The organism is Ruegeria sp. CK3, assembly GCF_056536565.1.
This window is the reverse complement of the sequence record NZ_JBQFPV010000002.1, coordinates 371,624-395,097: the sequence shown is the minus strand read 5'-3', so window position 1 is coordinate 395,097 and position 23,474 is coordinate 371,624. Positions and strand designations below refer to the sequence as shown.

Below are 23,474 nucleotides of genomic sequence, written 5' to 3'. Positions count from 1 at the left end.
ATACCTAGCCAATCATGCGATCTTGCCCGGAGAGTTCCTCATAGTGTCGTTTCAAGCGCTGTAACGCGATGCGCAGAACGATCTTTCCCGAGCGCGCGGACCAGCCCATGCGTTTTTCGGCCAGCTCCAGCCCCTCAAGATAGCAACAACAGCGCAGCGCAACGTCGCTGAGCCCCGGACCAAGGTCCGACAACGCGCGCGCCACACGGTCTTTCGCTTGCGAGGCCCCTCGCCCGCCGTGAGATTCACTGTCGAAATTGCCGCGCCCGCCCCCGGTCAGAAAGCGATCCCAGTTCTGCGCAACCTGCGGACCGATCTGCGCCAGCTCAAAGTCTTCGCGCAGACGTTCCCCGGCGCGAACCAGCGTTTCATCGAGAAAAGGTTTGCCGTCCCGGTCCCGCCGCCGCGCCAAGGCGATCAAAGGGCTTTCCGCAGCACTGTAGCGCATACGTCGGGCGCGTTCCGGGACGTCTCCGTTCGACTTCGGCTGAAACGCTGCCTGTGCCTCGGCCACGCCGAGTTCATTGCGCGACCGGGCCTTGTTTTCCGCCTCGGCCACCAATAGGTTGAGCGCGGCGCGCCCCGATGTCGAGATCCGGTATCGGGAAATACGGCCCGGATTGTCGCAAGTAATCCAGTCCTGCAAGGCAAGCGCCTGAGCGATCTTGCAATCAACAACGGCCGTTCTTGTGGTCCCGGCCTCACCGGTGTCACGCACGACCACGGCCTTCTCCATATCCTCGGCCACTGCCAAAACCGATCCCGTCTCACAAAGGCGTCTCAGCACACGCAGCGCTTCGCCCTCGAATGAGCCATCCTCTTGCTCGTCCTGTCCGCTTACGTTAAAGCGGCGCGTCCGATCCGAGACCGAGAAATGTGTCTCGGCCAACGATTGCAAGGCGGCATCGACCAAGGGATCATCGCGGCGCATTTCGACCCGTCGAATTTGTCTAAGAATGGTCGAGGCATGGCACCCGGCTGATCTTGCGATATCCCGGATCGACTGACCGGTTTCCGTGTGCGCAAGGTAGCGCTGTGCCCCCTCGGGAACCCATGCCGGAATAGAGAATGCCACGTTGTTTTCCATATTCATTTGCCCTCGTCGACAAAACAGACTGCCACTTTTGCCCCCCGAAATTAAAGTTAACCAAATCTAACTAGAGGTGGTTTCGTTACTCGTTCGTTAACCCCGAAGCGCAGCAACCAGATTTGATTCAAAATGATAAACAGTCGTGAAACCAACGTTCGCGGCGACCTTGTAGGGCGCAACACCCGCTTAGGTTGTGTGACAAACCGGGCGTCAATTCTCCGAACAAGAGGCATCTGAAATGCAAGACCTGATGACCATAATCACGACCCTGCGCCGCCCCCGCTTATTGGCACGCGCCGCAAAATTCGGGGCGCAGGATTACAACCGTGACCGGCATCTTCAGCGCATCCTGGGCTATGGTCGACTGCCGGGCAACGGGGCCGCTCTGATGCAGCTTATGGATATGGAGAGAGAGCAAAATACGCTGCGAAAAGAGGAAGATGCCGCCTATTCTCTGGTCAGGCACCTTGATCTTCTGATTGCGCTTTTGGGTGAGGCGCAGCTGTACCAAGCCAGCCGCGCCGCACAGTTCGAGTGATCAGGTAAACGCGTCCGGCATCGAGGCTTTCTTGTCGGCAATATAAGCCTCGAGCGCCTCTTTGGTGGCCGGGTCCATCTGCGGCTGCTGGTAGTTGGCCAGCAGATGCTCGACCCGGGCCGACGCCAGCTGACGCGTATCGCGCGAACCTTCGTCCTGCCAGGTCTCGAACGGTTTGTAGTCCAGCACCTCGGTTTTCCAGAAGGCTTCCTTGAAGTTGGCCTGCGTGTGCTCGCAGCCAAGATAGTGACCGCCCGGCCCCACTTCGCGGATCGCACCCATCGCCTGCGCGTTTTCGTCATAGGCGACGCCTTTAGCCAGACCGTGCAGAACACCCAATTGGTCGGCATCCATCACGAACTTTTCAAAGTCGGCAACCAGACCGCCTTCGAGCCAGCCGCACGAGTGCAGCATGAAGTTCACACCCGACATCAGACCCATGTTCAAAGAGTTCGCGGTCTCATAAGCTGCCTGCGCATCCGGCAGTTTCGAACCACAGAACGACCCTGCAGAACGGAAGGGCAGGTTCAGACGGCGGGCCAGCTGACCCGCGCCATATGTGATATGCGCGGCCTCAGGTGTACCAAAGGTCGGCGCGCCCGAGTTCATGTCGATCGAAGTCACAAACGCACCAAAAATCACAGGAGCACCCGGACGGATGATCTGACTATAGGCGATGCCAGCCAGAACCTCGGCGAGAACCTGCGTCAGCGTCCCTGCAACCGACACCGGTGCCATCGCACCGCCGACGATGAATGGCGAGACGATACAAGCCTGATTGTTCTTCGCGTAAACCTCCAGCGCGCCCATCATCACATCGTCGAAGGTCATCGGCGAGTTGATGTTCGTCAGCGAGGTCATCACAGTGTTGTTCTGAACGAAGTCCTTGCCGAACAGAATCTCGCACATCTCGACCGAATCCTGCGCCCGGCTGGGGTCGGTCACGGAACCCATGAAGGGTTTGTCCGACAGCGTCATATGCGCCATCAGCATATCGAGGTGGCGTTTGTTCACCGGTATATCGGTCGGTTCGCAAACGGTACCGCCCGAGTGGTGCAGCCACTTGGACATGTAGGCCAGCTTCACGAACTTGTTGAAATCATCCATGGTCGCATAGCGACGACCACCCTGCGCATCACGCACAAACGGAGGGCCATAAACAGGCGCCAGAACCAGGTTACGGCCACCGATCACCACCGATTTCTCAGGGTTGCGGGCGTGCTGAGTGAACTGGCTTGGGGCTGTTTTGATCAGCTGGCGCGCCAGACCACGCGGGATGCGCACGCGTTCACCATCAACATCTGCACCTGCATTGCGCCAACGCTCCAGCGCGGCGGGATTGTCGACAAAGTTGACGCCAACCTCTTCCAGAATCGTTTCTGCGTTGTACTCGATGATCTCCAACGCTTCTTCGTTGAGGACCTCAAAGTTCGGAATGTTCCGCTCAATGTACTTCGCGGTGTCGATCCGAACCGCAGTGCGTTCTGCCCGGCGGGCGGCTCCGCCACCACCGCGACCTCGACGACGTGCTGATGCTTCAGCCATTTTTCCTCACCATACTTTGGATGTGTTGATTGGGGTTCTATCTAGCCCGCCAACACTCGCTACTATTGGAAGATAACGGCTATTGGCACATAAAAGCGACATTACGCCGCGACGGGACCCTTGAAAATAACGGTTTCAGGTCTCGTTCGCGTCTTCCCACTCAACACTCAGAATCCCCGGCTCAAGAATAAGGGGCGCCGCAATTTTGTGTTGCACATTTTCTGGATGATCTTCGGTGGAAACGAGAATTTCCAGTGTTTGCAGACCTTTGTCGTCTGCATCTCCCTTTTGAAACCCAACAATGCGCACCCCGTTTTGCGCCAAAGCCTGTAGTGCCGCCGCGCGAACCTCTGCCTGCGCATCTGACGCACATTGTACAAGGATGCGGAACTCTTGCGTCAAGGGAACCCCGGCACGTGTCGTTTTTTTCAACCACTTCACCAAAGGCCGCAGCCCCAGATTCACAAAAATGACGAAACCCGTCATCATGATCGCAAAGATCCAGGCCCCACTGCCGGCCATCATCCCCACAGCTGCTGAACACCACAAGGTCGCCGCTGTGTTCAGGCCGTGAATGGTGAACCCGTGCCGAAAGATGATACCCGCCCCAAGAAACCCGATACCTGACACGACCTGAGCAGCCACACGAGTCGGACTTACCTCATCCGGATAGAGTGCCGAGAACACCACAAAAGCCGCGGCGCTCAAGGCCACCAGCGCATTTGTGCGCAAACCCGCCATACGTTGGCGCACCTGACGCTCGGACCCGATCAGCGCACCGCAGAACATGGCCAGAGCCAGATTCAAAGCAGCAAGTTCAACAGCTATGGGCAAACGCATCTCTCCTGTTCCGGCTGTCCGCATGACGCGGACGGAAAGATCGTCATATTTTTGTTACAAAACTTTTACAATAGTCGAAATGCAGCTTCCCTGAAATGCGGGTATCTGCCCTTCAGCAAAGACCTTTCTCTTGCGAATTCGTCACGCTTGGCCTATTGCCCGCACATGAGTGATACATCCCACGACCGCCTTCTGATCATCGACTTCGGCAGCCAGGTAACGCAGCTGATTGCACGCCGTTTGCGCGAGCTGAATGTCTATTGCGAAATCCATCCCTACCAGAACGTCACCATGGAATTTGTGCGCGAAATGGCGCCCAAGGCGGTGATCTTTTCGGGTGGGCCGGACAGTGTCACGCGTGAGGGTTCTCCGCGCGCGCCGCAAGAGATTTTTGACTATGGCGTTCCGATCCTGGGCATCTGCTATGGCCAGCAGGTGATGATGCACCAACTGGGCGGCAAGGTCGAAAGCGGCCACGGCACTGCCGAGTTTGGCCGCGCCTTTGTCACTCCGAAAGGTCAGTTGGATATTCTGAAAGACTGGTTCGCGGATGGTGATGAACAGGTCTGGATGAGCCACGGCGACCATGTCAGCGAGATCGCCCCGGGGTTTGAGGTTTACGGCACCTCCCCCAACGCGCCGTTTGCCATCACAGCAGACAGTAAGCGCCATTTTTACGCTGTGCAGTTCCACCCCGAGGTGCATCACACGCCCAAGGGCGCGAAACTGTACGAAAATTTTGTGAAGCTCGCCGGGTTCAGCGGCGACTGGACGATGGGTGCCTATCGCGAGCAGATGATCGAGAAGATCCGCGAGCAGGTTGGTGACAAGAAAGTCATTTGCGGCCTGTCCGGCGGCGTCGACAGCTCGGTCGCTGCGATCCTGATCCACGAGGCGATTGGCGATCAGCTCACTTGCGTCTTTGTTGACCACGGGCTGCTTCGCAAGAACGAGGCGCAGGAAGTCGTCGGCATGTTCCGCGACAACTACAACATTCAGCTAATCCACGCGGACGAAAGCGAACTGTTCCTGGGTGAGCTTGACGGTCAAAGTGACCCTGAGACCAAGCGCAAGATCATAGGCAAGCTATTCATCGACGTCTTCCAGAAACACGCCGACACAATCGACGGCGCCGAGTTCCTGGCCCAAGGCACGCTCTATCCCGACGTCATCGAGTCCGTCTCGTTCAGCGGAGGCCCTTCTGTCACGATCAAGTCGCACCATAATGTCGGGGGCCTCCCCGAGAAGATGGGCCTGAAGCTGGTCGAACCCCTGCGTGAGCTGTTCAAGGATGAGGTCCGCGCGCTGGGTCGTGAACTGGGACTGCCCGACAGCTTCATCGGCCGCCACCCCTTCCCTGGACCAGGCCTCGCCATTCGCTGCCCGGGTGAGATTACCCGTGAGAAGCTCGAAATCCTGCGCGAAGCCGATGCAGTCTACATCGACCAGATTTGCAAACACGGGCTCTATGATGAAATCTGGCAAGCCTTTGTAGCGATTCTCCCCGTCCGAACCGTCGGCGTCATGGGTGATGGCCGCACTTATGACTACGCCTGCGCACTGCGTGCCGTGACGTCAGTTGATGGCATGACCGCAGACTATTACCCCTTCAGCCACGAGTTCCTGGGCGAAACTGCCACTCGGATCATTAACGAGGTCAAGGGCATCAACCGATGCACCTACGATATCACTTCGAAACCTCCGGGAACGATTGAGTGGGAATAAACACAGGCAACCGCAGCGCAACCTGCCTGAGTTGCACGCTCCCGACTCATTGCTGAACTCAGGCGATTTGATTATGCCTCAAAACGAGATCACTTACTTCGGTCGAAATGATGGTCTGGGAAACCGGCTGGAAGAGGTTATCGTCCATTGCGCCTATGCCAAGCTCACAAAAACAAAAATAAGGTATCCATTCAACTATCTGAACGCGCGCAGTGACCGGAGCTACCCTCCTCTGTTTTCCGTTGCCGGCGCGTTTTCTTGATTTTGCAAACGGCGACCCGGTCCAATGTCTGCCAAGCAAAGGCACAGGACATAATCGGGTACCGGAAATGTTTCAGGGTTAAAGAACTTTCCGAATTTCGTTAGTAATCAGACCTTTGATCTCTCCGCGAAAGCGCCCGTGGAATAGCGCCACTGTTTGACATCCCGGCTAGAACCAATGGGCATTTTGTCGGCGATCCATGTTCGGGGGACCGATCGAATCGATCCTAGACGTGGACCGCATTTTCTGAAGTCCCCTGAACAGCTTGAGATCAACCTTTAGAAAGCCATCGCACATAGAAAGAAGATATAAGGCGGAGAAACACGCGTTTTTTTTGAAGAACCCGCGTTAGTCAAACACATATCTGAAAGCCTTTCGCAAACAGCCACCGTTTCATAAGGCGAGCGGAGCTCCGCTGTTCCGGATGAGTATCTGGATCTGTTTTCTCTGGCGCAGAGTGATGAAATCATAATGGCCGGAGCCCCGAGTTCCTTTTGCCTCGTCGTCGCGATGATCGGGAATGCGCCACTCTATTACGTTTACCTCCCGCCGGACCTTATGGATCGCTTTCCGGCAAGCTATCGTGCAATAGGCTCTGACCGCGCCACGAAGTAGCTCGAACGCTGATAGCACGGCAGGCACATCACAAGGGATCATAGACGTAAATTTTGGAGTTCTGATTGTTTCGCAGAGTAAGTGCGATCGTTGGGCCGTGAGTTTGAAACAGGATCCAGCCAAAAGGATTGCCTGTTCAAAAGGGCCAATCATACAAGCGTCAGTTCGATACATGAATAACTACGAACTCAACCCACCCAAGCTCGGGCAATGCCTTCGATGAAAACGTTTTCCGAATGACAACTAGATGACGCAGACCTACCGGCCGACGATAAAGGCGGCGCTTTGGATGGCCGGCACGATCGCGTCTTTCTCATCTACGGCGGTAGCCGAGCGAGAGCTGAGCCTAAATCAAAATACTTTCGAAATCGTAGTGCACCACAGTTTTTTCGGAGCAATCGTCGCAAGCCTGGTACTGGCAGCGAAACAAAAGTGGCATAATACCACGGCCGACCAGCGGGCCTTGCCAGCAATACGCAACATATTCCATTTCACCCGTCAAAACCTTTGGTTTTACGCGGTGGGGTTGGGCTTCTGGAACAGGTTTTTGCGCTTGAACTCACCCATCCGAAATGCTCTGAGCTGTATTGTAGTTCAGCGAAAAAAGTTCTCTCTTCTCCCCTTCGCGTAAAGTAGACAAGGAAATACATGGCTATGAGAATTTCCGACCTGATAAGCCGCAAGCGAAAAAAGAAAATCGCTTCCAAGTATTTTGCCGTCAATAGCCTCGATCAAAAACTTGAACCCTACGTTGATTTTGACAACGGGTTCTATGTCGAACTTGGCGCCAACGACGGAGTGAACCAATCCAATACACTCTACTTCGAGAAGGAACGGAACTGGCGTGGGGTGCTGATCGAGCCATCTCCACACAATTTCTTGAAATGCCTTAAGAGTCGCGGCGAAAACAACCAAGTTCATTGTAACGCCTGCGTAGAGTTCGGGTTCCCTGACAAGTTTGTCGAAATGGCCTATGCGAATTTGATGACTGTTCCCGTAGGAATGGAATTGGACCTGCCTGATCCAAACGCGCACCTCCTCGCGGCGCAACAACATATGAGAGAAACGGAACGCACCTTTACCTTTGGCGCCGCGGCCAAACCTCTCGATGATATTTTGGTTGATTCGAATGCTCCTTCTCGTATCAATTTTCTTTCACTCGATGTTGAAGGAGCGGAGCTCAGTGTATTGAAAGGTCTGGATCACAACCAGTTTCGGTTTGACTACATGCTGATCGAGTGCAGGGACTACGACCGCATGGCCAGCTACCTTGAATCCGTAGGATATAAATTTGAGGCCTTACTTTCACAGCATGACTATCTCTTTAAAGATGAACTAAAAAACACCTAATTGTGCCTCGGGAACAAGTTCTGCTGCAGCAAAGAGTTTCTGTTGAGGGATTTTCCATCGTAAAATGAAACAACGCGCAGGCTCCTCACTTTCTGCCGCCCTGTGGATGACCGGCGCTATTGCCTCGTTCTCCTCAATGGCCGTCGCCGGTCGAGAGCTGAGCCTGCATCACGATACGTTCGAGATCATGATGTATCGCAGTTTTGTCGGCGTGATCATCGTGGCGCTGGTACTGACAGCGACCCGCAAATGGTATCAGGTCACGACCGAGCGTCTTGGTTTGCACGCGATCCGCAACACGTTCCATTTCACTGGCCAAAACCTCTGGTTCTATGCGGTCGGAGTGGCGCCTCTGGCACAGGTTTTCGCGCTTGAATTCACCCAGCCGATCTGGGTTATCCTGCTATCTCCGCTTCTGTTGAAAGAGCGCCTGACCGCGATCCGCATGACCTCGGCATTGATTGCGTTTGTCGGTGTTCTGATGGTAACAAGACCCGGCACCTCTAGCCTGTCGCCGGGCATCCTCATGGCTGCCGGAAGTGCGATTTTCTTTGCGTTTACAACGATCACGACGAAACAACTCACCCGACATGCCAGTATCGGATGTATCGTGTTCTGGCTGACTGTGATGCAGGCGGTTCTGGGCACGATAGCGGCAGGGATAGACCAGCAAATCGCCTTGCCAACGCTGCAGACGGCGCCCTTTTTGTTGCTGGTTGGTCTGGCCGGTCTTTTGGCGCATTTCTGTATCACAAACGCGCTTGCAATCGCCCCCGCGACCGTGGTGGTGCCATTCGACTTTGCCCGCCTGCCGACAATCGCGGTTGTCGGTATGCTTCTATACCATGAACCACTGGATCACTGGACGCTTCTTGGCGCAGCCGTGATCTTTTCAGGTATCTTTCTGAATGTTTGGTCCGGAAATCGTAACAGTTTAGCAACAGTTCGTGCCGACACTCATAAGAAGTAACGCACGGTCACTAGTTGACGATAAAATAGACACCGAGACAGTATCGGGCATTCAAGTCGAGCGGGTCGGCATCCGTACACTCACACGATGCCATACAGGCCTTCAAGGGACAGTAAGGGAGGAATACATGAGAAAGGCGCTACTATCAGCGTGCGCGCTTTGCGTGGGGGCAACGGCTGGCCACGCTGGCGGCCTGGACCGAAGCGGTCAGGGCATCAATCTGATTTTCGAAGAAGGGTCGGTTGTGCAGTTCCGCCTCGGGTATACAGATCCGAGCGTCAGCGGTACGTTACTTGACGCTAACCCCGCCAGCCCCACAAACGGGCAGGTTATTAACTCTGGAAACGTCTCCAACGACTTCTTCACGCCACATCTTGGCTACAAGACGTCTTTGACTGAAAAGATCGACTTTGCGATCATGTATGACCAGCCCTATGGCGCTGACATCGCATATGCTTCCAACTACCCACTTTCGATCAATCCGGCATCGCCCACAACCACCGGCTCTTTGCGCGCAACGGCTGATACCGATGCAATCACCGCCTTGTTCCGCTACAAGTTCGACAACGGGTTCAGTGCTCTTGGGGGCGTTCGCGCCCAACGCGTGAAAGCCAGCGTAGATGTGCCGGCCGCGTTGGGGTATTCAGTTGAAACGGATGCTGATACGGCCTTTGGCTACGTGCTTGGTGTTGCGTGGGAAAAACCAGAAATTGCCGCTCGCGTCTCGCTGACATACAACTCGAAGATCTCGCACGATCTGTCGCAAACAGAGAGCGGCACTCTATTTGGATCGGTCGATACCAGCAGCGAAATCGAAACGCCGCAGTCGGTGAACTTGGATTTCCAAACCGGCGTAGCACCGAAAACGCTGCTATTCGGCTCGATCAGATGGGTTGATTGGCCGCAATTGGAGTACGATCCGCCAAACTATCCGCCGACCACTGCACTGGTTAGCTATGGCAATGCCACCTACACTTACACTCTGGGTTTGGGATACCAGTTCTCTGAAGAGTTTTCGGGCGCTGTGACGTTAGGCTATGAAACCGACGAAGGAGAACCGGTGACCAACCTGGGTCCCACAGACGGTTTCTGGAGCATCGGTCTTGGCGGCACCTACTCTCTGGAAAAAGCCAAAATCTCGGCGGGCGTCCGCTACACCGATATTGGTGACGCAACGGCTGACGGTGGGTTTGGTCAAACAGCTGACTTCTCTGGCAACAGCGCTTGGAGTGTCGGTTTCCAGATCACCTACGCACTGGATTAATCAACCCCAGACAAAAACCAATCAGACCCCGCCGTTTCGGTGGGGTCTTTTTGTTTCCGCATCTTTCGGGTCGCCGCATGAACTCAAAGCTGCCACAACCTGTTCATGGAACAACAAAAACACCTATCCCCCCGCGCATGGGCTGAGCTTTCGCTGCTGGGTGCCATCTGGGGCGCATCTTTCGTTTCAATTCGGATTGCGCTGGACACGATACCAGTGATGACCTCGGTGCTGCATCGGACATTCTGGGCCATGTTGGCCTTGTGGTTGATCGTTTGGCTCAAGGGCCTGAATGTTCCGACCTCATCACGCCTGTGGTTTGGTTTTCTGGTCATGGGACTGCTCAACAACGTGATTCCGTTCTCGCTGATGGCGTGGGGGCAGTTGTACATTGACACCGGCCTCACGGCGATTTTGAACGCGGCAACGGCTATTTTTGGCGTTCTCGTTGCTGCGCTCTTCTTTTCCGACGAGAGGTTGACACCACCGCGCCTTCTCGGCGCTGGACTCGGCTTTTTCGGCGTCTCTATCGCGATCGGGGTCGGCAACCTGACGGGCTTCAGCCTGCAAAACACGGCTCAACTTGCCATCCTCGCAGGCACTATCTCCTACGCATTTGCGGGGGTTTGGGCGCGCAAACACCTAAGCTCTCTGCCCCCAATCGTCGCCGCCGCTGGGATGCTGACCGGCTCGACCCTCTTCATGATCCCGATTGCCCTTATGACTGACGGCATCCCAAGTCTCATCCTGCCTGCGGTCACGTGGGCGGCAATCGCGTATTATTCCCTGATCGCGACGGCAGGTGCCTATCTTCTCTATTACCGGGTCCTCGCAATGGCGGGCAGTGGCAATCTGTTGCTCGTGACCCTCATCATCCCACCTGTCGCGATCGTTTTGGGCGCTTTGCTGCGAGACGAGGCACTGGATCCCCGCGCCTATATAGGCTTTGCCGTGCTGGCCGCGGGACTATTGATCCTCAACCGAGCCTCCCCACGCGATTGACGCCGCCGCCTGCCCGAATTAGCAAAGGCAAAAACAAGGGACAGCGCAAGATGATCTACAGCTCGGCAAGAGATTGGCGTGGGGCTGCACGCAAGAAGGTGCTGTTTTTCGGCATGTCGGGGCTGGGCAAGACCTATGTATCCAACATCCTGCGGGATAGCGGCGGCTGGTTTCACTACTCGGTCGACTACCGGATCGGCACCCGCTACATGGGCGAATACATCGCCGACAACGCCAAGGCTGAGGCGATGAAAGTCCCATTCCTGAGGGACCTTCTGCTGTCGGATTCGATATATATCGGCTCGAACATCTCGTTCGAGAACCTGACCCCTGTCGCATCCTATCTTGGCAAACCCGGTAATCCGGCGCTTGGCGGATTGGAGATGTCCGAGTACCGCCGCCGACAGGAGCAATTCCGACTGGCCGAAATTCACGCCCTTCTCGACACCGAATACTTCGTGGATCGGGCAGAGCGTCTCTATGGCTATCCGCATTTCATCTGCGACACAGGCGGGTCGATTTGCGAGTGGGTCGACCCGAACGACCCAACAGATCAACTGATGTCCGAGCTGTCAAAACAGGCGCTGATGATCTGGCTGAAGGGTGACGACGACCACACGGCCGAACTGGTCCGACGCTTTGACAAGGCCCCCAAGCCGATGTCCTATCAGGCTGAATTCCTGACCCGCGTCTGGACCGAATATCTAGATCAACACGGCTGCTCCGAGTCTGACGTGGACCCGGACGCGTTCATCCGGTGGACCTACGCTCAGGCGCTTGCCCATCGTCAGCCCCGGTACGAGGCGATGGCGAAAAACTGGGGCGTTACTATAACGGCCAAGGATATCGGAAAGGTGCGCGATGCGGCTGATTTCGATGAGTTGATCGAACACACCCTTGAGACCGGGCGCGATCGCGCCTAACTACCTCCTCCTAACCTATTCAAAAGTCTGACCCGATGCCGATCAAAATCCCATCCGAACTGCCCGCCTTTGACGTCCTGACCCAGGAAGGCGTCATGGTCATGGCGGCGGATCAGGCAATGCGGCAGGATATTCGCCCTCTGCGGATCGGGCTGCTGAATCTGATGCCCAAGAAGATCCAGACCGAGAACCAGTTCGCGCGGTTGATCGGGGCCACTCCGCTGCAGATTGACCTGTCGCTGATCCGCATGACCGAGCATCGGACCAAGAACACCGCCGCCGCGCATATGGCCGAGTTCTATCGGCCGTTCAAGGACGTGAAGGATCAGAAGTTCGACGGCCTGATAATTACCGGTGCGCCGATCGAGCATCTGGAGTTCGATGAGGTCACCTATTGGGAAGAACTCCGAGAGGTGTTTGAGTGGACCCAGACAAATGTTCATTCCACATTCGGGGTCTGTTGGGGCGGTATGGCGATGATCAACCATTTCCACGGTGTGAAAAAACACATGCTGGACGCCAAGGCCTTTGGCTGTTTCCGGCATCGGAACCTCCTCCCGTCCTCGCCGTTTTTGCGGGGCTTTTCGGATGATTGCGTTATTCCCGTCAGCCGCTGGACCGAGATGAAACAGGCCGAGATCGACGCCGCGAACGGCCTCGTCACCTTGCTTGGCAGCGATGAAGCAGGTCCTTGCCTTGTCGAGGACCCGGCGCATCGTGCGCTCTATATCTTCAACCATTTCGAATATGACAGCGATACGTTGAAGCAGGAATATGATCGGGACATCGCCAATGGCACACCGATCAACGTGCCGATGAACTACTATCCGGATGATGATCCGACGCAGGCGCCGCAGAACCGGTGGCGCAGCCATGCGCATCTGCTCTATGGTAACTGGATCAATGAAATATATCAGTCCACACCATTCGATATGAGTGAAATTGGCCGTTAAAATCTGGATACTTCTGACGCTGGGCCTGATCGGCTTTGCAGCGTTTACCCTGTGGCGCGCTGCCCAGAGCGAGGCCCGCGCCGCGCAGGCGTTTCCGCCCGAAGGCCAGATACTCGACGTAGAAGGAATTGCCGTGCACGCGGTTGTCATGGGGGATGGCCCTGACGTGGTCTTGATTCATGGCTCCAGCGGCAATACCCGCGACATGACCTTCGCCTTGGCCCCTATTTTGGCCGAAAACTACCGCGTGATCGTGTTTGACCGTCCCGGCCTTGGCTATTCCGACAGTTTCAATCCCAAAGGTGAGACCATTCAGGAACAGGCGGATATTCTCCAGCGTGCAGCCGCCAAACTTGGCGCAGAGAAACCCATCGTCGCCGGGCAAAGCCTTGGAGGGTCGGTGGCGCTGGCCTGGGCGGTGACCCGTCCCAAAAACCTCTCGGCCCTTGTGCTGATCGCCCCGGCCGCGATCCCGTGGGAGACACCGCTAGACAATTTCAACCGGCTGGCCGCGACGGACCTTGGCAATGCGCTTGCCCTGCCCCTGATCACCTCCTACGTGCCGGAGTCTTATGTCGAAACGGCCCTCGACAAAGTGTTTGCCCCGCAAACTGCGCCCGAAGGCTATGCCGAGCATTTCGGCCCCGCCCTGACGATGCGCCGCGCCTCGATGCATGCCAACGCAAAACAACGGGTCCGGCTGCTGGAAGAGGTTGAGCGTCTGCAGCCCCGATACGGTGAAATCTCTGTGCCCACCGAGATCATTCACGGCACGGCAGACACGACGGTTAAGCTGGATTGGCACTCGACCCGCTTGATCGAACAAATCCCCGGTGCAGAGCTGATCGAGCTGCCGGGCATCGGCCATATGCCTCAGGTCGTTGCCGCCGATGAAGTTGCCGCCGCCATCGACCGCGCCGCACAGAGGGCGGGTTTGCGTTAGGCCAGCACCTAATCCATAGTAAGATATGGATTTTATCGCGAGGTAGCTCATGGCCCGGTCAGAAAAAGGTGCAATCGAGAAATATTACCGCAAGAAAGCGCCCGGCGATGTGCGCAAAATGATCGAAAAGGCTAACAAGGGCGACATCCTGAATCCAAGCTATCCTTACGCTGAAAAAATGAAGACCAAAGACTACGAGCAGCAGATCGAGGCGCTGCAAATCGAACTGGTCAAAATGCAATCCTGGGTCAAGGAAACCGGCCAACGGGTCGCGATCATCTTTGAAGGCAGAGATGCGGCGGGAAAAGGTGGCACCATCAAGCGGTTCCGTGAGAATTTGAACCCACGCGGAGCACGGAATGTCGCGCTCAGTAAACCCTCAGACTCTGAGCGCAGCCAATGGTATTTCCAACGCTATATCCAGCACCTGCCCTCGGCCGGTGAGATCGTTTTTTTCGACCGCAGCTGGTACAACCGAGGTGTCGTTGAAAACGTCTTTGGGTTCTGCAATCAGGAGGAGCGCGAACGGTTCTTCCGTCAGGTCTTGCCGCTCGAAACCGGGTTCGTGAACGACGGGATCAGCCTGTTCAAATTCTGGCTGAACGTCGGCCGTGCTGAACAGCTGAACCGCTTTCTGGCGCGTGAAACGGACCCTCTCAAACAGTGGAAACTCAGCCCGATTGATATCGCCGGTTTGGAAAAATGGGATGAATATACTCAGTCGATCTCTGAAACTCTGACCCGATCACATTCGGAAAACTGCCCATGGACGATCGTGCGTTCAGACGACAAGAAACGCGCGCGCATCGCAGCGATCCGGACGGTGCTGCTGGCTTTGGATTATGATGAGAAGGATGAAAATGCCATCGGCGAGAATGACCCGAAAATCTGTGGTGGGCCGGATGTCTGGGAGTCCTGACGTAAATAAAGGACTGGGCAATAATTGATCGCTTGGGCGTTGGACCCTGGGCTAAAATTGGACTATCTCTTGGCACCCGAACACGTGAAAAACCAATAACCTGAGGCCGGAATGACGAAGCGCGGGTATCACCATGGAAACCTGAAGCAGGCCCTGATCGAGGCCGCGCTGTCGTTGATCGAAGAGAAAGGCCCCACTGGTTTCACCCTGTCCGAGGCCGCCAAGACCGCAGGGGTTACTCCTGCTGCCGTCTACCGGCACTATCACGGGCGTGAGGACCTGATTGCCGAAGCCGCCCGGCAAGGGTTCGAGATGTTCGCCGACCTGATGCAATATGCCTATGACGAGGGCCAGCCATCCGCTCTGGCCGCGTTTGAGGCCACCGGGCGCGCCTATCTGGCCTTTGCCCGCAAGCATCCCGGCCACTACATCGCCATGTTCGAAAGTGGGATTTCCCCGAACCGCACGCCCGAACTGTCTTTGGCGTCAAACCGGGCGAAGACGGTTCTAGAGAAGGCAGCTGCGGACCTCTCTCAACATATCCCACCGGAAAAGCGGCCTCCCGCGTCCATGTTCTCGGCCCATATCTGGGCGATGAGTCACGGTGTGGTCGAACTCTATGCGCGCAACGCAACCGGATCGACCTCGCCCTTTTCGCCCGAGGACCTTCTGGAAAGCGGGATTGGGATTTACCTGCGTGGGCTGGGTCTGGTGCCGCAGGACGACTGATCCTCAGAACAATCGGCTTCCCTGATTGGCGCTGAGGCCTGACGAGACGTTGATCAGATCCATCTCCCCCATCCCCTTGATCTCGACCCGCCCCAGATCCGAGACCTGAAACTCGTCGATCAACGCGTATTTCATCTCCTCTGGCGCGACGATATTCATCGGGTTTGCAAAGACCTGCAGGCGCGCTGCGATGTTCACGGCTGGGCCAAACACGTCATAGACATATTTCTGAATGCCCACGACCGACCCGACAGCAGGCCCCATACCTAGACCGATCCGGGCCTTCCATTTATGCGGATGGCTTTCGTTTCGACGTTCCAAATACCGCAAGAAGCGCACCGCGCAATGGGCGACAGCCGTGGCATGGTCGGGCGTCGCATCCGGCATGCCAGAGACGGCCAGATAGGCGTCCCCAATCGTTTTGATCCGCTCGCAACCGTATTGCTCGACAATCCGGTCGAAGGCCGTGAAGATATCATTCAACTCGCTCAACGTGACCGTCGGATCGGTTTTGGCGGCAAAATCCGTGAACCCGACAAAATCCAACATCACCACCGAGACTTGATCGAACAGCTGAGGGGTCACGACGCCAAAGGTCTTGAACTCTTCATACACCGCGCGCGGCATCACGTTCAGCAAGAGACGTTCAACCCGCTCCTTCTCGCGCTCTAGTTCACGCGTATTACGCTCGACCATGGTCGAGTAGCTGTCGATCATGCTCTCGAGCTCGCGAATGCGCGTGATGTTCTGGCATTCCACGATCAACACCTGTTCCGACAACCCACTGGCCAGTGAGACAGTGACCGCAAAGATCAGCGTCCGGCGCTTGGGTTTGATCTGAAGCTCGACCGAATACCGGAGGCCGGATTGCTTGACGTCCTCCAGCTCTTTGATGTCGAGATCCGGCAGGATATCCAACAAAGATTGCTTTTTCTCGGGCTTGCCAAACCATTCGGCGAAAGGACTGTTGTGAAAGACAAATTTCAGATCCGAGGCCCGTACAACTGCAACCCCAACGCCGATGGCACGTAGGAGCTGTTCATTGATGGCAAGGATGCTCATGCCGCGTCACGGCTGACGATGATCGAGCGTTTGCCTTCAATCGCGCCAAGGGCCGTTTTGATATCGCGCTCGGACATGCCATGCATCTCGAGCGCTTCGCCGAATAGCTCCGCCATGACATCAAAATGGTCATGAGAAATGCCAAGGTGGCGATGCACAGCCTCGATCCTATCGTCGCTGAACGCAGCAGGACCACCGACCAGGGAAGAGACGAACTTGGTCTGATGGTCAATCAGGCGCGGCATGTCGATATCTTCGAAGAAATGCCCGATTTCGTCGGACTCTAGCGCTATTTCGTAAAAACTCATCACCACACGGCTGATGGTTTTGAAGCCGCCGTATTTCTCGTAAAGCGTTTGTGACACCCCAACACCCAGTCAATAACTAGAAATAACGCCACAACCTTATATCAAATTGGTATTTTTGTTAATGCTTTTGAAAACTTGAGTTCTTCAGCCTCGGTTTGCCACTAGGTTGCTCGAAACAGGCGTCAGACCCGAAGGTCTGTATCAGTTGGAGTGAACCCAACAAACCCACCCTGGTCGAGCAATTTTTTTTGCCCTCCAAAGCGCCAACCAAGCTTGCGTTTTGCCGCGAATAGCTCGCGCCGAGCCCGGAACCAGAACGGGCCTTTGTCCAAGCCGGTATTGGTGGATTGATCACCTTCCCGCTCGCTCGTCTTGACCTGTTCGAGATCTTGCTGCTGCTTCGACCAGATCATCTGCACACCCACAGCCGGGAACACCTGATACATCCGCCAATCTGGCCGAGGGATCGATACGAAATCATCGAGATGGTCCGAGTACTGCTGAGACCAGGCCAGCAGTTTGCGACACCCCTCCTGCGATAAGATATAGGCGGCAGCACTTGGGGCCATTTCCAGCAGAGGACGAACTGTGGCGCCGCCTATCTCCGTCTCGGCCCCAAAGCGCAGGCTGCGCGGCGAGTAGTCCATCTTTGCGAAATCGAACCTGTCCGCGTTCTCGATAAGGCTGTCGATCACCTGCCCAAGTCGGGACGCCATCTCGACATCATCCTCGAAAATCGCAGCGGCCTTTAGGTTTTGATCAACCACTTGCCTCCAGACCGCGCGATGGCTTTCAAAGCAGGCGATCTCGCTTTGCTTCAAACCCCAGCGAGAGCCGACACCAGGCACATACCCATTCCCCTCCAGAGCATCCGCCTGACGTGCATCAACTGCGCTGAAACGGATCGGGTCGCTCACGCCAGCTCTTGCGAACTGCGCCTCCATGAACGCGCGGCGTTCGGGAACGCGGTCAAGGTTTATGTAGAATACGGCCGTACTAAGCTGCTCATCCGCTTGCATCACGCGCTGTCCTTTCGCTGCCCTTTATTTGCCATGCGACCGGTCATAAGCTGAGACACTAGGCTGAACATGCGACTGCCGCACGGTCTCACCAGGATCAAAGACCTCGATCAGCAACGGATAACATGCGGCAGTGTCCGAGGAATGCTCAGAGGAACAGTCCCCACCCGGACAGGCTGAGAGGCCGACAATCAGGTCGATCTCGGCGTGGAATTCAAGGTAGTCACCCGGGCACACCGGGCTGGCCTTCATGAAATACTGGCCGGTATCACGCGTGAACCCGGTACACATGAAGACGTTCAGAACGTCATGCACATGGGTCTCCGCCTCGTGCAGAGACAGATCGCAATGCTGCGCTAAGGCCCGGGTCAGGTTCGAATGACAGCAATAGTGGTAATCATCCCCCGACAACAACCGTCCGGTATACGGGTCGCAGCGGGTGCCGATCACGTCATGAACGGAGCCCCCAAAGGCGTCAAAGCCGTACCAGTCCAACGTATCGGCGGTGATCGTCGCCATCGGCCGCATATTTGGGAAACTCGACCACATGCGGTCTCCCGTCGAAAGATGCGTACCGTGCAGGGCGCGGGTTTTACCAGAATAGAACCGTTCGGTCAGATCGTGTTTGTTCCACAGGTTTAGATCGCCGACCTGCGCGCCTTCGACGGATGTGATGCGGAAAAAAGCACCGGCTGGCACGTCGATGCAAGCGGCATCGCGCGGCGCGGCGGTGACCTCGGCAGATTTCACGGACGTGCCCCGCAAGCGGGTCAACCGATCCAAATCAGGACTGGGCAGAGTCTCTGGCGGATAGCAGATTACTGGGCGGATGGCCTTGCGGTCCTCGGCATCAGTTGGGGCCGGGAAATTTGGGGTTGAGAGTTTCACTTAGCACCTCCGCCAATTTAGGCTGTCTTGCACTTAACATCGCCAGACATAAAGCAAATACAGGACAGCGGCCAATGCTCAAATCGGTCCATTCTACCGCAACTAGCCCGCCATGCGCGCCCGCCGCCGCGCCATGGATTTGCGAAACGCCCAATCGCTGAACAGTGTCAGAGGCAACAGGACCCTCTCGCCCAACCCGTCAATGACGACAAGTTTGCCACCACGCTCCTGCGCGCGCACAATGTTTCCGATCCCCATATCACCGACGATGATGCGTCCTCGCTCCAGATCGTCTAGCAACTCCATCAAGTCGGCCCGCAGCTTCTCAGCCACTTCCGGGTCACCATTTGCAGCCATCATCTCGGCATGCAGGGACGGGGCGAGAGCCCCATCCGGGCCGGTCATCTTTTCCACCACGATTGCAGGCCCCCGCGAGGTTGGCGCATAGCCCATGAACTTCGCCAGACGCTCAATCTCGGGGCAGCCACGGTGCAGTGCGGCAAGGTATTCGTTCGCTTCGCGGTTCCACTGTCGCAAATTGCCGTAACGCCATTCCGCATAACGCGGTATGAGGTGGTTTCGCTTCGGCTCATCCACGCGGACTTTCAACAGGGCGCCATCCATTTCGGGATGCTGGAAAATCTCATAATTCTGGCTTGTACGCAGAGGCACCCGCCCCGTCAGGTCAATCATGTTCGTCCGTCTGTCCTGTGCAGAAAATTCGCGTCGACCGGCACTATATGGCTGTCACGGAACTGATACAATGCAGCCATATCTCGGCTCACAGAACGCTCAAATCTAGGTGCGGCATAAACTGGTCAGGGGGATTGTGGCGGAGAGACAGGGATTCGAACCCTGGAGACGGTTTCCCGCCTACACACTTTCCAGGCGTGCGCCTTCGACCACTCGGCCACCTCTCCGTGAGCGCGATATGTGACGCAATGCAAAAGGATTTGCAAGGCCCCAATTCCGTGAATTCACACCCGTTTGCACATTAGTTTGCGGACCATTCCCAACGCGAGCAATGGTCAGACTTCCTCCCCTCCGTCGCCGTCCAGATCTCCCTCGGTCATGGCTGCGGGTTCGGTGCTGGGTGCTCGTTGCTCCGGGGCTGGCGAGGTTGGGTCTTGTGATTCAGTGCGCAGGGCTTCGGGGTTGCGAAGCCAAACGTCGCGTTGTGCGAATGGAATCTCGATCCCTTCTTCCACGAACCGGCGATTGATTTCGTGGTTCATGTCGGATTTGACCGACAGAACCCAATTCACGTCCCGCAGAATACCCCGGATTTCAAAGTCCAGCGAATCCGCGCCGAACCCCTGAAACACCACGCTGGGGGCTGGGTTCGCCAACACCATAGGATGAGAATTCGCGATCTCGCCCAGAATGGTCTCGACCTTGCGCGTGTCGGTCCCATAGGCCACGCCCACAGGCACGATCACCCGGCCAATCGTGTTGCCACGCGTATAGTTGGTGACCACGCCGCTGATCAGATCCGAGTTCGGAACAATGACATCCGTCCGGTCAAACGTCTCTATCCGCGTGGATCGGACCGAGATATCGCGGACATAGCCCATCATCCCGTTCACATCGATCCAATCCCCTTTTGAGATCGGCCGCTCAACCAGAAGAATGATGCCAGAAACGAAGTTCGAAACGATGGTCTGAAGACCAAAACCGATCCCTACAGACAGGGCACCGGCGACAATCGCCAGCGATGAGAGATCAAAGCCGGCCACCGTGATCGCAACCAGCGCGGCGAGGAAGATGCCGACATACCCGGTGCCCGACACGATCGCATTTTGCCCACCCGGATCAATGCTCGTCTTGGGCAGCAGCGAATTACGCAAGCCCCCCTGTAGCAGTCGTGTCAGGCCATATCCTATGGCAAACACGGCAACAAAAGTCAGGAAGTTGGATGGAGAGATCGTAACCCCGCCCAAACTGAACCCTTGAAGGATCTGCGACCAAATCTCGCTAAGATCCGCTTCGCGCGCGCCCCAGAAAAGGGCCAGGATAGGGATCGAAATCAAGGCCAGGAAGAAACCCACCAGAACCGCGAACAGAGAATCGCGGGCGTTATCCCCCTGCCCCGTAAACCATCCGTATAGCGAGCTGATAAAGCGCTGCACGATCACAAGAATGGCGATCAAGATCAGCGTATTGACTGCAGGAAACACAATCGCTTCGGCCGCGTTGGTGTAGCCCAACAAGGCCAGAACAGGCGCGCTGACACCAAGCAGGAGCACGATGCGCCGGACAACCTCGACAACCTGTGAAAACCCGCTGGCGCGTTGGACCTCGCCGCCCTCGGTTGCTGGATCTGACCGTCGGATCTGACGAATACGCAGCAAAAGAAGCGAGGTGACGACAATGACCGGAAAGACCACAACAGCGCGGGTGGACTCCGCTATGTTCTCGATCCTCTCGAACAGGCCGATCAAGTCATGCAGGATCAGCATCACTGCCAGAATATCGACGTAGATACGAATCTCGGTGATTTGCCCCGCCGAGAATCTTCGGAAATTCTGTGCCGCGGCCATTAAGTAGACCTGCCGTCCGACCCAGTCGAAGACAAGCACGATCGCCGCCCAATACGGCACCTGCTGCAGTAAAAGCGTGCCGCGAAGACCGAGCACTCCGGTCAGGTCAATCGCAGCTGTCAGAGCCACCACGCCAATCCAGGGAAGTATGATGCGTAGAAGGGAAATCACAAAGGTCCACGCACCGGTTCCGCGCCCACCGAAACGACGCAGATAATCGCCTCCTCGTTCAGACCAACGGCGTCCGTAAACCAGTAAGATGACGGCTAGCGCCACCAAGGCCAGTATCGCGGGGGCCTGATTCTGAACGCGTTCTTTAGTGACGTCAGATGTCAGACTGGCCGTCGTCTCGTTGAACAGTCCGAACAGAGCCTCGCGGATATCGGACCACGCGGCGGGCCATGTCGACAGGTTCAGCGGCGATGGACCACGTTCCAGAAACTGCTTTCTCTGACGTTCTCGCAGAATACGGTCAATTTCACTGATAAGACCGTTGGCACGGCTAAAGGCCTCCTCGGAGATAATCCGTGGCACCCGCAAGGCGTTGAGCTGTTCGTCCAGATGCTCGCGAAGCTGCGCGATATCCTCCGGCTCCGTGACGCCTTCTTCAGGCTTGGGACCCAACGCATTTACCTGGCTTTCCAATGTCTGGATGCGGTCGGCATTTGCGTTGCGGGCCGTATTGAACGTATTGCGATAGCCGTCGATCTCGGTTCGCAACTGCTCCATCGCGGCGTCCGACGCCCTGTCGGCTTCAACAACGCTTTCGGCACGGTCCGCAGTGCTGAGCCAGCCTTTGTAGAACTCGCTTTGCCGGTCGGTCAGTTGGGCCGAGGCCGCCCCCGCCAATCCGACAAAGATCAGCGCGGCGAGAGCCAGAAACAGGCGGACCTGTCTCAGCATCAGACGTCCTCGAACACGCCCGGTATCTTGCGCGGGGCGTCTGTCATCCAATCCGGTACCGGCAGTTCTTTTTCGCGCAGGAACTCGGGATTGAACAGTTTGGACTGATAGCGTGTGCCATAGTCACACAGTATGGTCACAATCGTATGCCCCGGCCCAAGGTCTTTGGCCAAACGCACCGCACCAGCCATGTTGATCGCGGTCGAACCGCCCATGACCAGACCTTCTTCGCGCAGCAGATCAAAAATGTAAGGCAGGGCCTCATTGTCGGTCGCCTGATAGGTGTAGTCCGGCTTGAACCCTTCGAGGTTCTTGGTGATCCGCACCTGTCCGATACCTTCTGCGATCGAGCCGCCCTCCATCGCGATTTCGCCGGTTGTGTAATAGGAATACAGCCCCGCACCCATCGGATCGACCAGGCCAATCTTCACGCCCTTGGGCTGCAGCGCATCGGCCACTCCCGCCAGTGTTCCGCCCGAGCCGACCGCGCAGACAAAACCATCTACCTTGCCGCCGGTTTGTTCCCAGATTTCGGGGCCAGTGGTTTCCACATGGGCCTGACGGTTGGCAACATTGTCGAACTGGTTAGCCCAGATCGCGCCATTGGGTTCGGTTTGCGCCAGTTCCTCGGCCAGACGGCGCGAGTAGTGAACGAAGTTGTTGGGATTGCGATACGGTGCCGCCGGAACCTGAACCAATTGCGCGCCTGCAAGACGCAGCATGTCTTTCTTCTCTTCCGACTGAGTTTCCGGGATCACGATCACCGTCTTGAATCCCATCGACGCACCAACCAGAGCAAGACCGATACCGGTATTGCCTGCGGTGCCTTCCACTATGGTGCCACCGGGCTTCAACTCACCCCGCGCAACCGCGTCGCGGATGATGTAGAGAGCAGCACGGTCCTTGACCGACTGGCCGGGGTTCATGAATTCAGCCTTGCCGAGGATCTCGCACCCGGTTTCTTCACTGATGCGCTTCAACCGGATCAGCGGCGTTTTTCCGACTGCGTCGGCAAGATCTCGTGCAATGCGCATGGCACCCTCATTTCATTACGTAACACTGCAGATTTACAGCCGCTATGCGCCA

The 23,474-nt window shown here is 56.4% G+C and carries 23 protein-coding genes and 1 tRNA gene; 13 read left to right on the top strand and 11 right to left on the bottom strand.

All coding sequences use genetic code 11. From position 1 onward, the window contains the following. Positions 1–4: 4 nt before the first annotated feature. Positions 5–1,087 (bottom strand): DUF6456 domain-containing protein, encoded by a 1,083-nt coding sequence (locus ACR0C3_RS04210; RefSeq protein WP_480757320.1) that lies wholly within the window; start codon positions 1,085–1,087, stop codon positions 5–7. Between the two features lie 253 nt (positions 1,088–1,340). Here ACR0C3_RS04210 and ACR0C3_RS04205 point away from each other — a divergent pair, with 253 nt between their 5' ends. Further along, positions 1,341–1,628, top strand: a complete 288-nt coding sequence (locus tag ACR0C3_RS04205; protein ID WP_480757288.1) for a DUF6477 family protein — start codon at positions 1,341–1,343, stop codon at positions 1,626–1,628. On the opposite strand, the gene ACR0C3_RS04200 is transcribed toward ACR0C3_RS04205, so the two are convergent. Together ACR0C3_RS04200 and ACR0C3_RS04195 are read right to left on the bottom strand one after the other, a co-directional pair. Further along, positions 1,629–3,173, bottom strand: a complete 1,545-nt coding sequence (locus tag ACR0C3_RS04200) for a trimethylamine methyltransferase family protein (protein WP_419739714.1) — start codon at positions 3,171–3,173, stop codon at positions 1,629–1,631. A 135-nt stretch (positions 3,174–3,308) separates the two neighbouring features. After that, positions 3,309–4,037 (bottom strand): MgtC/SapB family protein, encoded by a 729-nt coding sequence (locus ACR0C3_RS04195; RefSeq protein ID WP_480757287.1) that lies wholly within the window; start codon positions 4,035–4,037, stop codon positions 3,309–3,311. A gap of 141 nt (positions 4,038–4,178) precedes the next feature. Between ACR0C3_RS04195 and guaA the strand changes: the two genes are divergently transcribed. The 12 genes from guaA (at position 4,179) to ACR0C3_RS04135 (ending at position 15,668) form a co-directional block, all read left to right on the top strand. Further along, a complete protein-coding gene (gene guaA, locus ACR0C3_RS04190) occupies positions 4,179–5,738 on the top strand; it encodes a glutamine-hydrolyzing GMP synthase (RefSeq protein ID WP_480757286.1) in 1,560 nt (519 codons plus the stop codon). After that, positions 5,725–6,000 carry a hypothetical protein gene (locus ACR0C3_RS04185; RefSeq protein WP_480757284.1) on the top strand — a complete coding sequence of 92 codons (276 nt, stop codon included), beginning with the start codon at positions 5,725–5,727 and terminating at the stop codon, positions 5,998–6,000. The genes guaA and ACR0C3_RS04185 overlap by 14 nt, the downstream gene beginning before the upstream one ends. Positions 6,001–6,862: 862 nt before the next feature. Next, the gene (locus tag ACR0C3_RS04180) at positions 6,863–7,246 is read left to right on the top strand and encodes a hypothetical protein (RefSeq protein ID WP_480757283.1); all 384 of its coding nucleotides are present in this window, start codon (positions 6,863–6,865) and stop codon (positions 7,244–7,246) included. Between the two features lie 23 nt (positions 7,247–7,269). Continuing rightward, the gene (locus tag ACR0C3_RS04175; RefSeq protein ID WP_480757281.1) at positions 7,270–7,965 is read left to right on the top strand and encodes an FkbM family methyltransferase; all 696 of its coding nucleotides are present in this window, start codon (positions 7,270–7,272) and stop codon (positions 7,963–7,965) included. A 64-nt stretch (positions 7,966–8,029) separates the two neighbouring features. Then, positions 8,030–8,935 carry a DMT family transporter gene (locus ACR0C3_RS04170; RefSeq protein ID WP_480757279.1) on the top strand — a complete coding sequence of 302 codons (906 nt, stop codon included), beginning with the start codon at positions 8,030–8,032 and terminating at the stop codon, positions 8,933–8,935. A 127-nt stretch (positions 8,936–9,062) separates the two neighbouring features. Next, on the top strand, positions 9,063–10,199 hold the full coding sequence (locus tag ACR0C3_RS04165; protein WP_170376791.1) for a porin family protein: 1,137 nt from the start codon (positions 9,063–9,065) through the stop codon (positions 10,197–10,199). A 105-nt stretch (positions 10,200–10,304) separates the two neighbouring features. After that, a complete protein-coding gene (locus ACR0C3_RS04160) occupies positions 10,305–11,201 on the top strand; it encodes a DMT family transporter (RefSeq protein ID WP_480757278.1) in 897 nt (298 codons plus the stop codon). Positions 11,202–11,251: 50 nt separating this feature from the next. Then, positions 11,252–12,124: an ATPase gene (locus ACR0C3_RS04155; RefSeq protein WP_480757276.1), complete on the top strand. Its 873-nt coding sequence runs from the start codon at positions 11,252–11,254 to the stop codon at positions 12,122–12,124. Positions 12,125–12,159: 35 nt separating this feature from the next. After that, positions 12,160–13,077 (top strand): homoserine O-acetyltransferase MetA, encoded by a 918-nt coding sequence (gene metA, locus ACR0C3_RS04150; protein ID WP_480757275.1) that lies wholly within the window; start codon positions 12,160–12,162, stop codon positions 13,075–13,077. Further along, a complete protein-coding gene (locus ACR0C3_RS04145; RefSeq protein ID WP_480757318.1) occupies positions 13,067–14,020 on the top strand; it encodes an alpha/beta fold hydrolase in 954 nt (317 codons plus the stop codon). The genes metA and ACR0C3_RS04145 overlap by 11 nt, the downstream gene beginning before the upstream one ends. A gap of 49 nt (positions 14,021–14,069) precedes the next feature. Further along, positions 14,070–14,939 carry a polyphosphate kinase 2 gene (gene ppk2 / locus ACR0C3_RS04140; protein WP_170690078.1) on the top strand — a complete coding sequence of 290 codons (870 nt, stop codon included), beginning with the start codon at positions 14,070–14,072 and terminating at the stop codon, positions 14,937–14,939. 111 nt (positions 14,940–15,050) lie between these two features. After that, positions 15,051–15,668 (top strand): TetR/AcrR family transcriptional regulator, encoded by a 618-nt coding sequence (locus tag ACR0C3_RS04135; protein WP_170376782.1) that lies wholly within the window; start codon positions 15,051–15,053, stop codon positions 15,666–15,668. Between the two features lie 3 nt (positions 15,669–15,671). On the opposite strand, the gene ACR0C3_RS04130 is transcribed toward ACR0C3_RS04135, so the two are convergent. The 8 genes from ACR0C3_RS04130 to ACR0C3_RS04095 all read right to left on the bottom strand — a co-directional run bounded on the left by ACR0C3_RS04130 (position 15,672) and on the right by ACR0C3_RS04095 (position 23,422). Further along, positions 15,672–16,730, bottom strand: coding sequence for an adenylate/guanylate cyclase domain-containing protein (locus tag ACR0C3_RS04130; protein ID WP_170376780.1), 1,059 nt, complete (start codon positions 16,728–16,730; stop codon positions 15,672–15,674). After that, positions 16,727–17,095 (bottom strand): group I truncated hemoglobin, encoded by a 369-nt coding sequence (locus tag ACR0C3_RS04125; RefSeq protein ID WP_170376778.1) that lies wholly within the window; start codon positions 17,093–17,095, stop codon positions 16,727–16,729. Before ACR0C3_RS04125 ends, ACR0C3_RS04130 begins: the two co-directional genes overlap by 4 nt. Positions 17,096–17,220: 125 nt before the next feature. Next, positions 17,221–18,057: a glycosyltransferase family 25 protein gene (locus ACR0C3_RS04120; RefSeq protein WP_480757274.1), complete on the bottom strand. Its 837-nt coding sequence runs from the start codon at positions 18,055–18,057 to the stop codon at positions 17,221–17,223. A 24-nt stretch (positions 18,058–18,081) separates the two neighbouring features. Beyond that, positions 18,082–18,945: an urea carboxylase-associated family protein gene (locus tag ACR0C3_RS04115; protein ID WP_480757273.1), complete on the bottom strand. Its 864-nt coding sequence runs from the start codon at positions 18,943–18,945 to the stop codon at positions 18,082–18,084. Positions 18,946–19,047: 102 nt separating this feature from the next. Then, positions 19,048–19,638 carry a YrbL family protein gene (locus tag ACR0C3_RS04110; protein WP_480539793.1) on the bottom strand — a complete coding sequence of 197 codons (591 nt, stop codon included), beginning with the start codon at positions 19,636–19,638 and terminating at the stop codon, positions 19,048–19,050. Between the two features lie 137 nt (positions 19,639–19,775). Continuing rightward, positions 19,776–19,865: transfer RNA gene (locus ACR0C3_RS04105), tRNA-Ser, on the bottom strand. Positions 19,866–19,973: 108 nt separating this feature from the next. After that, positions 19,974–22,388, bottom strand: coding sequence for a DUF3772 domain-containing protein (locus ACR0C3_RS04100; protein WP_480757272.1), 2,415 nt, complete (start codon positions 22,386–22,388; stop codon positions 19,974–19,976). Beyond that, positions 22,388–23,422, bottom strand: coding sequence for a cysteine synthase A (locus ACR0C3_RS04095; RefSeq protein ID WP_170376768.1), 1,035 nt, complete (start codon positions 23,420–23,422; stop codon positions 22,388–22,390). The genes ACR0C3_RS04100 and ACR0C3_RS04095 overlap by 1 nt, the downstream gene beginning before the upstream one ends. Between the last annotated feature and the right edge of the window lie 52 nt (positions 23,423–23,474).

Coding starts and splice junctions, on each gene's coding strand:
- guaA (WP_480757286.1), top strand. CDS start 4,179: ATGAGTGATACATCCCACGACCGCCTTCTGATCATCGACTTCGGCAGC.
- ACR0C3_RS04200 (WP_419739714.1), bottom strand. CDS start 3,173: ATGGCTGAAGCATCAGCACGTCGTCGAGGTCGCGGTGGTGGCGGAGCC.
- ACR0C3_RS04210 (WP_480757320.1), bottom strand. CDS start 1,087: ATGGAAAACAACGTGGCATTCTCTATTCCGGCATGGGTTCCCGAGGGG.
- ACR0C3_RS04095 (WP_170376768.1), bottom strand. CDS start 23,422: ATGCGCATTGCACGAGATCTTGCCGACGCAGTCGGAAAAACGCCGCTG.
- ACR0C3_RS04175 (WP_480757281.1), top strand. CDS start 7,270: ATGAGAATTTCCGACCTGATAAGCCGCAAGCGAAAAAAGAAAATCGCT.
- ACR0C3_RS04110 (WP_480539793.1), bottom strand. CDS start 19,638: ATGATTGACCTGACGGGGCGGGTGCCTCTGCGTACAAGCCAGAATTAT.
- ACR0C3_RS04180 (WP_480757283.1), top strand. CDS start 6,863: ATGACGCAGACCTACCGGCCGACGATAAAGGCGGCGCTTTGGATGGCC.
- metA (WP_480757275.1), top strand. CDS start 12,160: ATGCCGATCAAAATCCCATCCGAACTGCCCGCCTTTGACGTCCTGACC.
- ACR0C3_RS04130 (WP_170376780.1), bottom strand. CDS start 16,730: ATGAGCATCCTTGCCATCAATGAACAGCTCCTACGTGCCATCGGCGTT.
- ACR0C3_RS04195 (WP_480757287.1), bottom strand. CDS start 4,037: ATGCGGACAGCCGGAACAGGAGAGATGCGTTTGCCCATAGCTGTTGAA.
- ACR0C3_RS04120 (WP_480757274.1), bottom strand. CDS start 18,057: ATGCAAGCGGATGAGCAGCTTAGTACGGCCGTATTCTACATAAACCTT.
- ACR0C3_RS04170 (WP_480757279.1), top strand. CDS start 8,030: ATGAAACAACGCGCAGGCTCCTCACTTTCTGCCGCCCTGTGGATGACC.
- ppk2 (WP_170690078.1), top strand. CDS start 14,070: ATGGCCCGGTCAGAAAAAGGTGCAATCGAGAAATATTACCGCAAGAAA.
- ACR0C3_RS04205 (WP_480757288.1), top strand. CDS start 1,341: ATGACCATAATCACGACCCTGCGCCGCCCCCGCTTATTGGCACGCGCC.
- ACR0C3_RS04135 (WP_170376782.1), top strand. CDS start 15,051: ATGACGAAGCGCGGGTATCACCATGGAAACCTGAAGCAGGCCCTGATC.
- ACR0C3_RS04165 (WP_170376791.1), top strand. CDS start 9,063: ATGAGAAAGGCGCTACTATCAGCGTGCGCGCTTTGCGTGGGGGCAACG.
- ACR0C3_RS04160 (WP_480757278.1), top strand. CDS start 10,305: ATGGAACAACAAAAACACCTATCCCCCCGCGCATGGGCTGAGCTTTCG.
- ACR0C3_RS04155 (WP_480757276.1), top strand. CDS start 11,252: ATGATCTACAGCTCGGCAAGAGATTGGCGTGGGGCTGCACGCAAGAAG.
- ACR0C3_RS04100 (WP_480757272.1), bottom strand. CDS start 22,388: ATGCTGAGACAGGTCCGCCTGTTTCTGGCTCTCGCCGCGCTGATCTTT.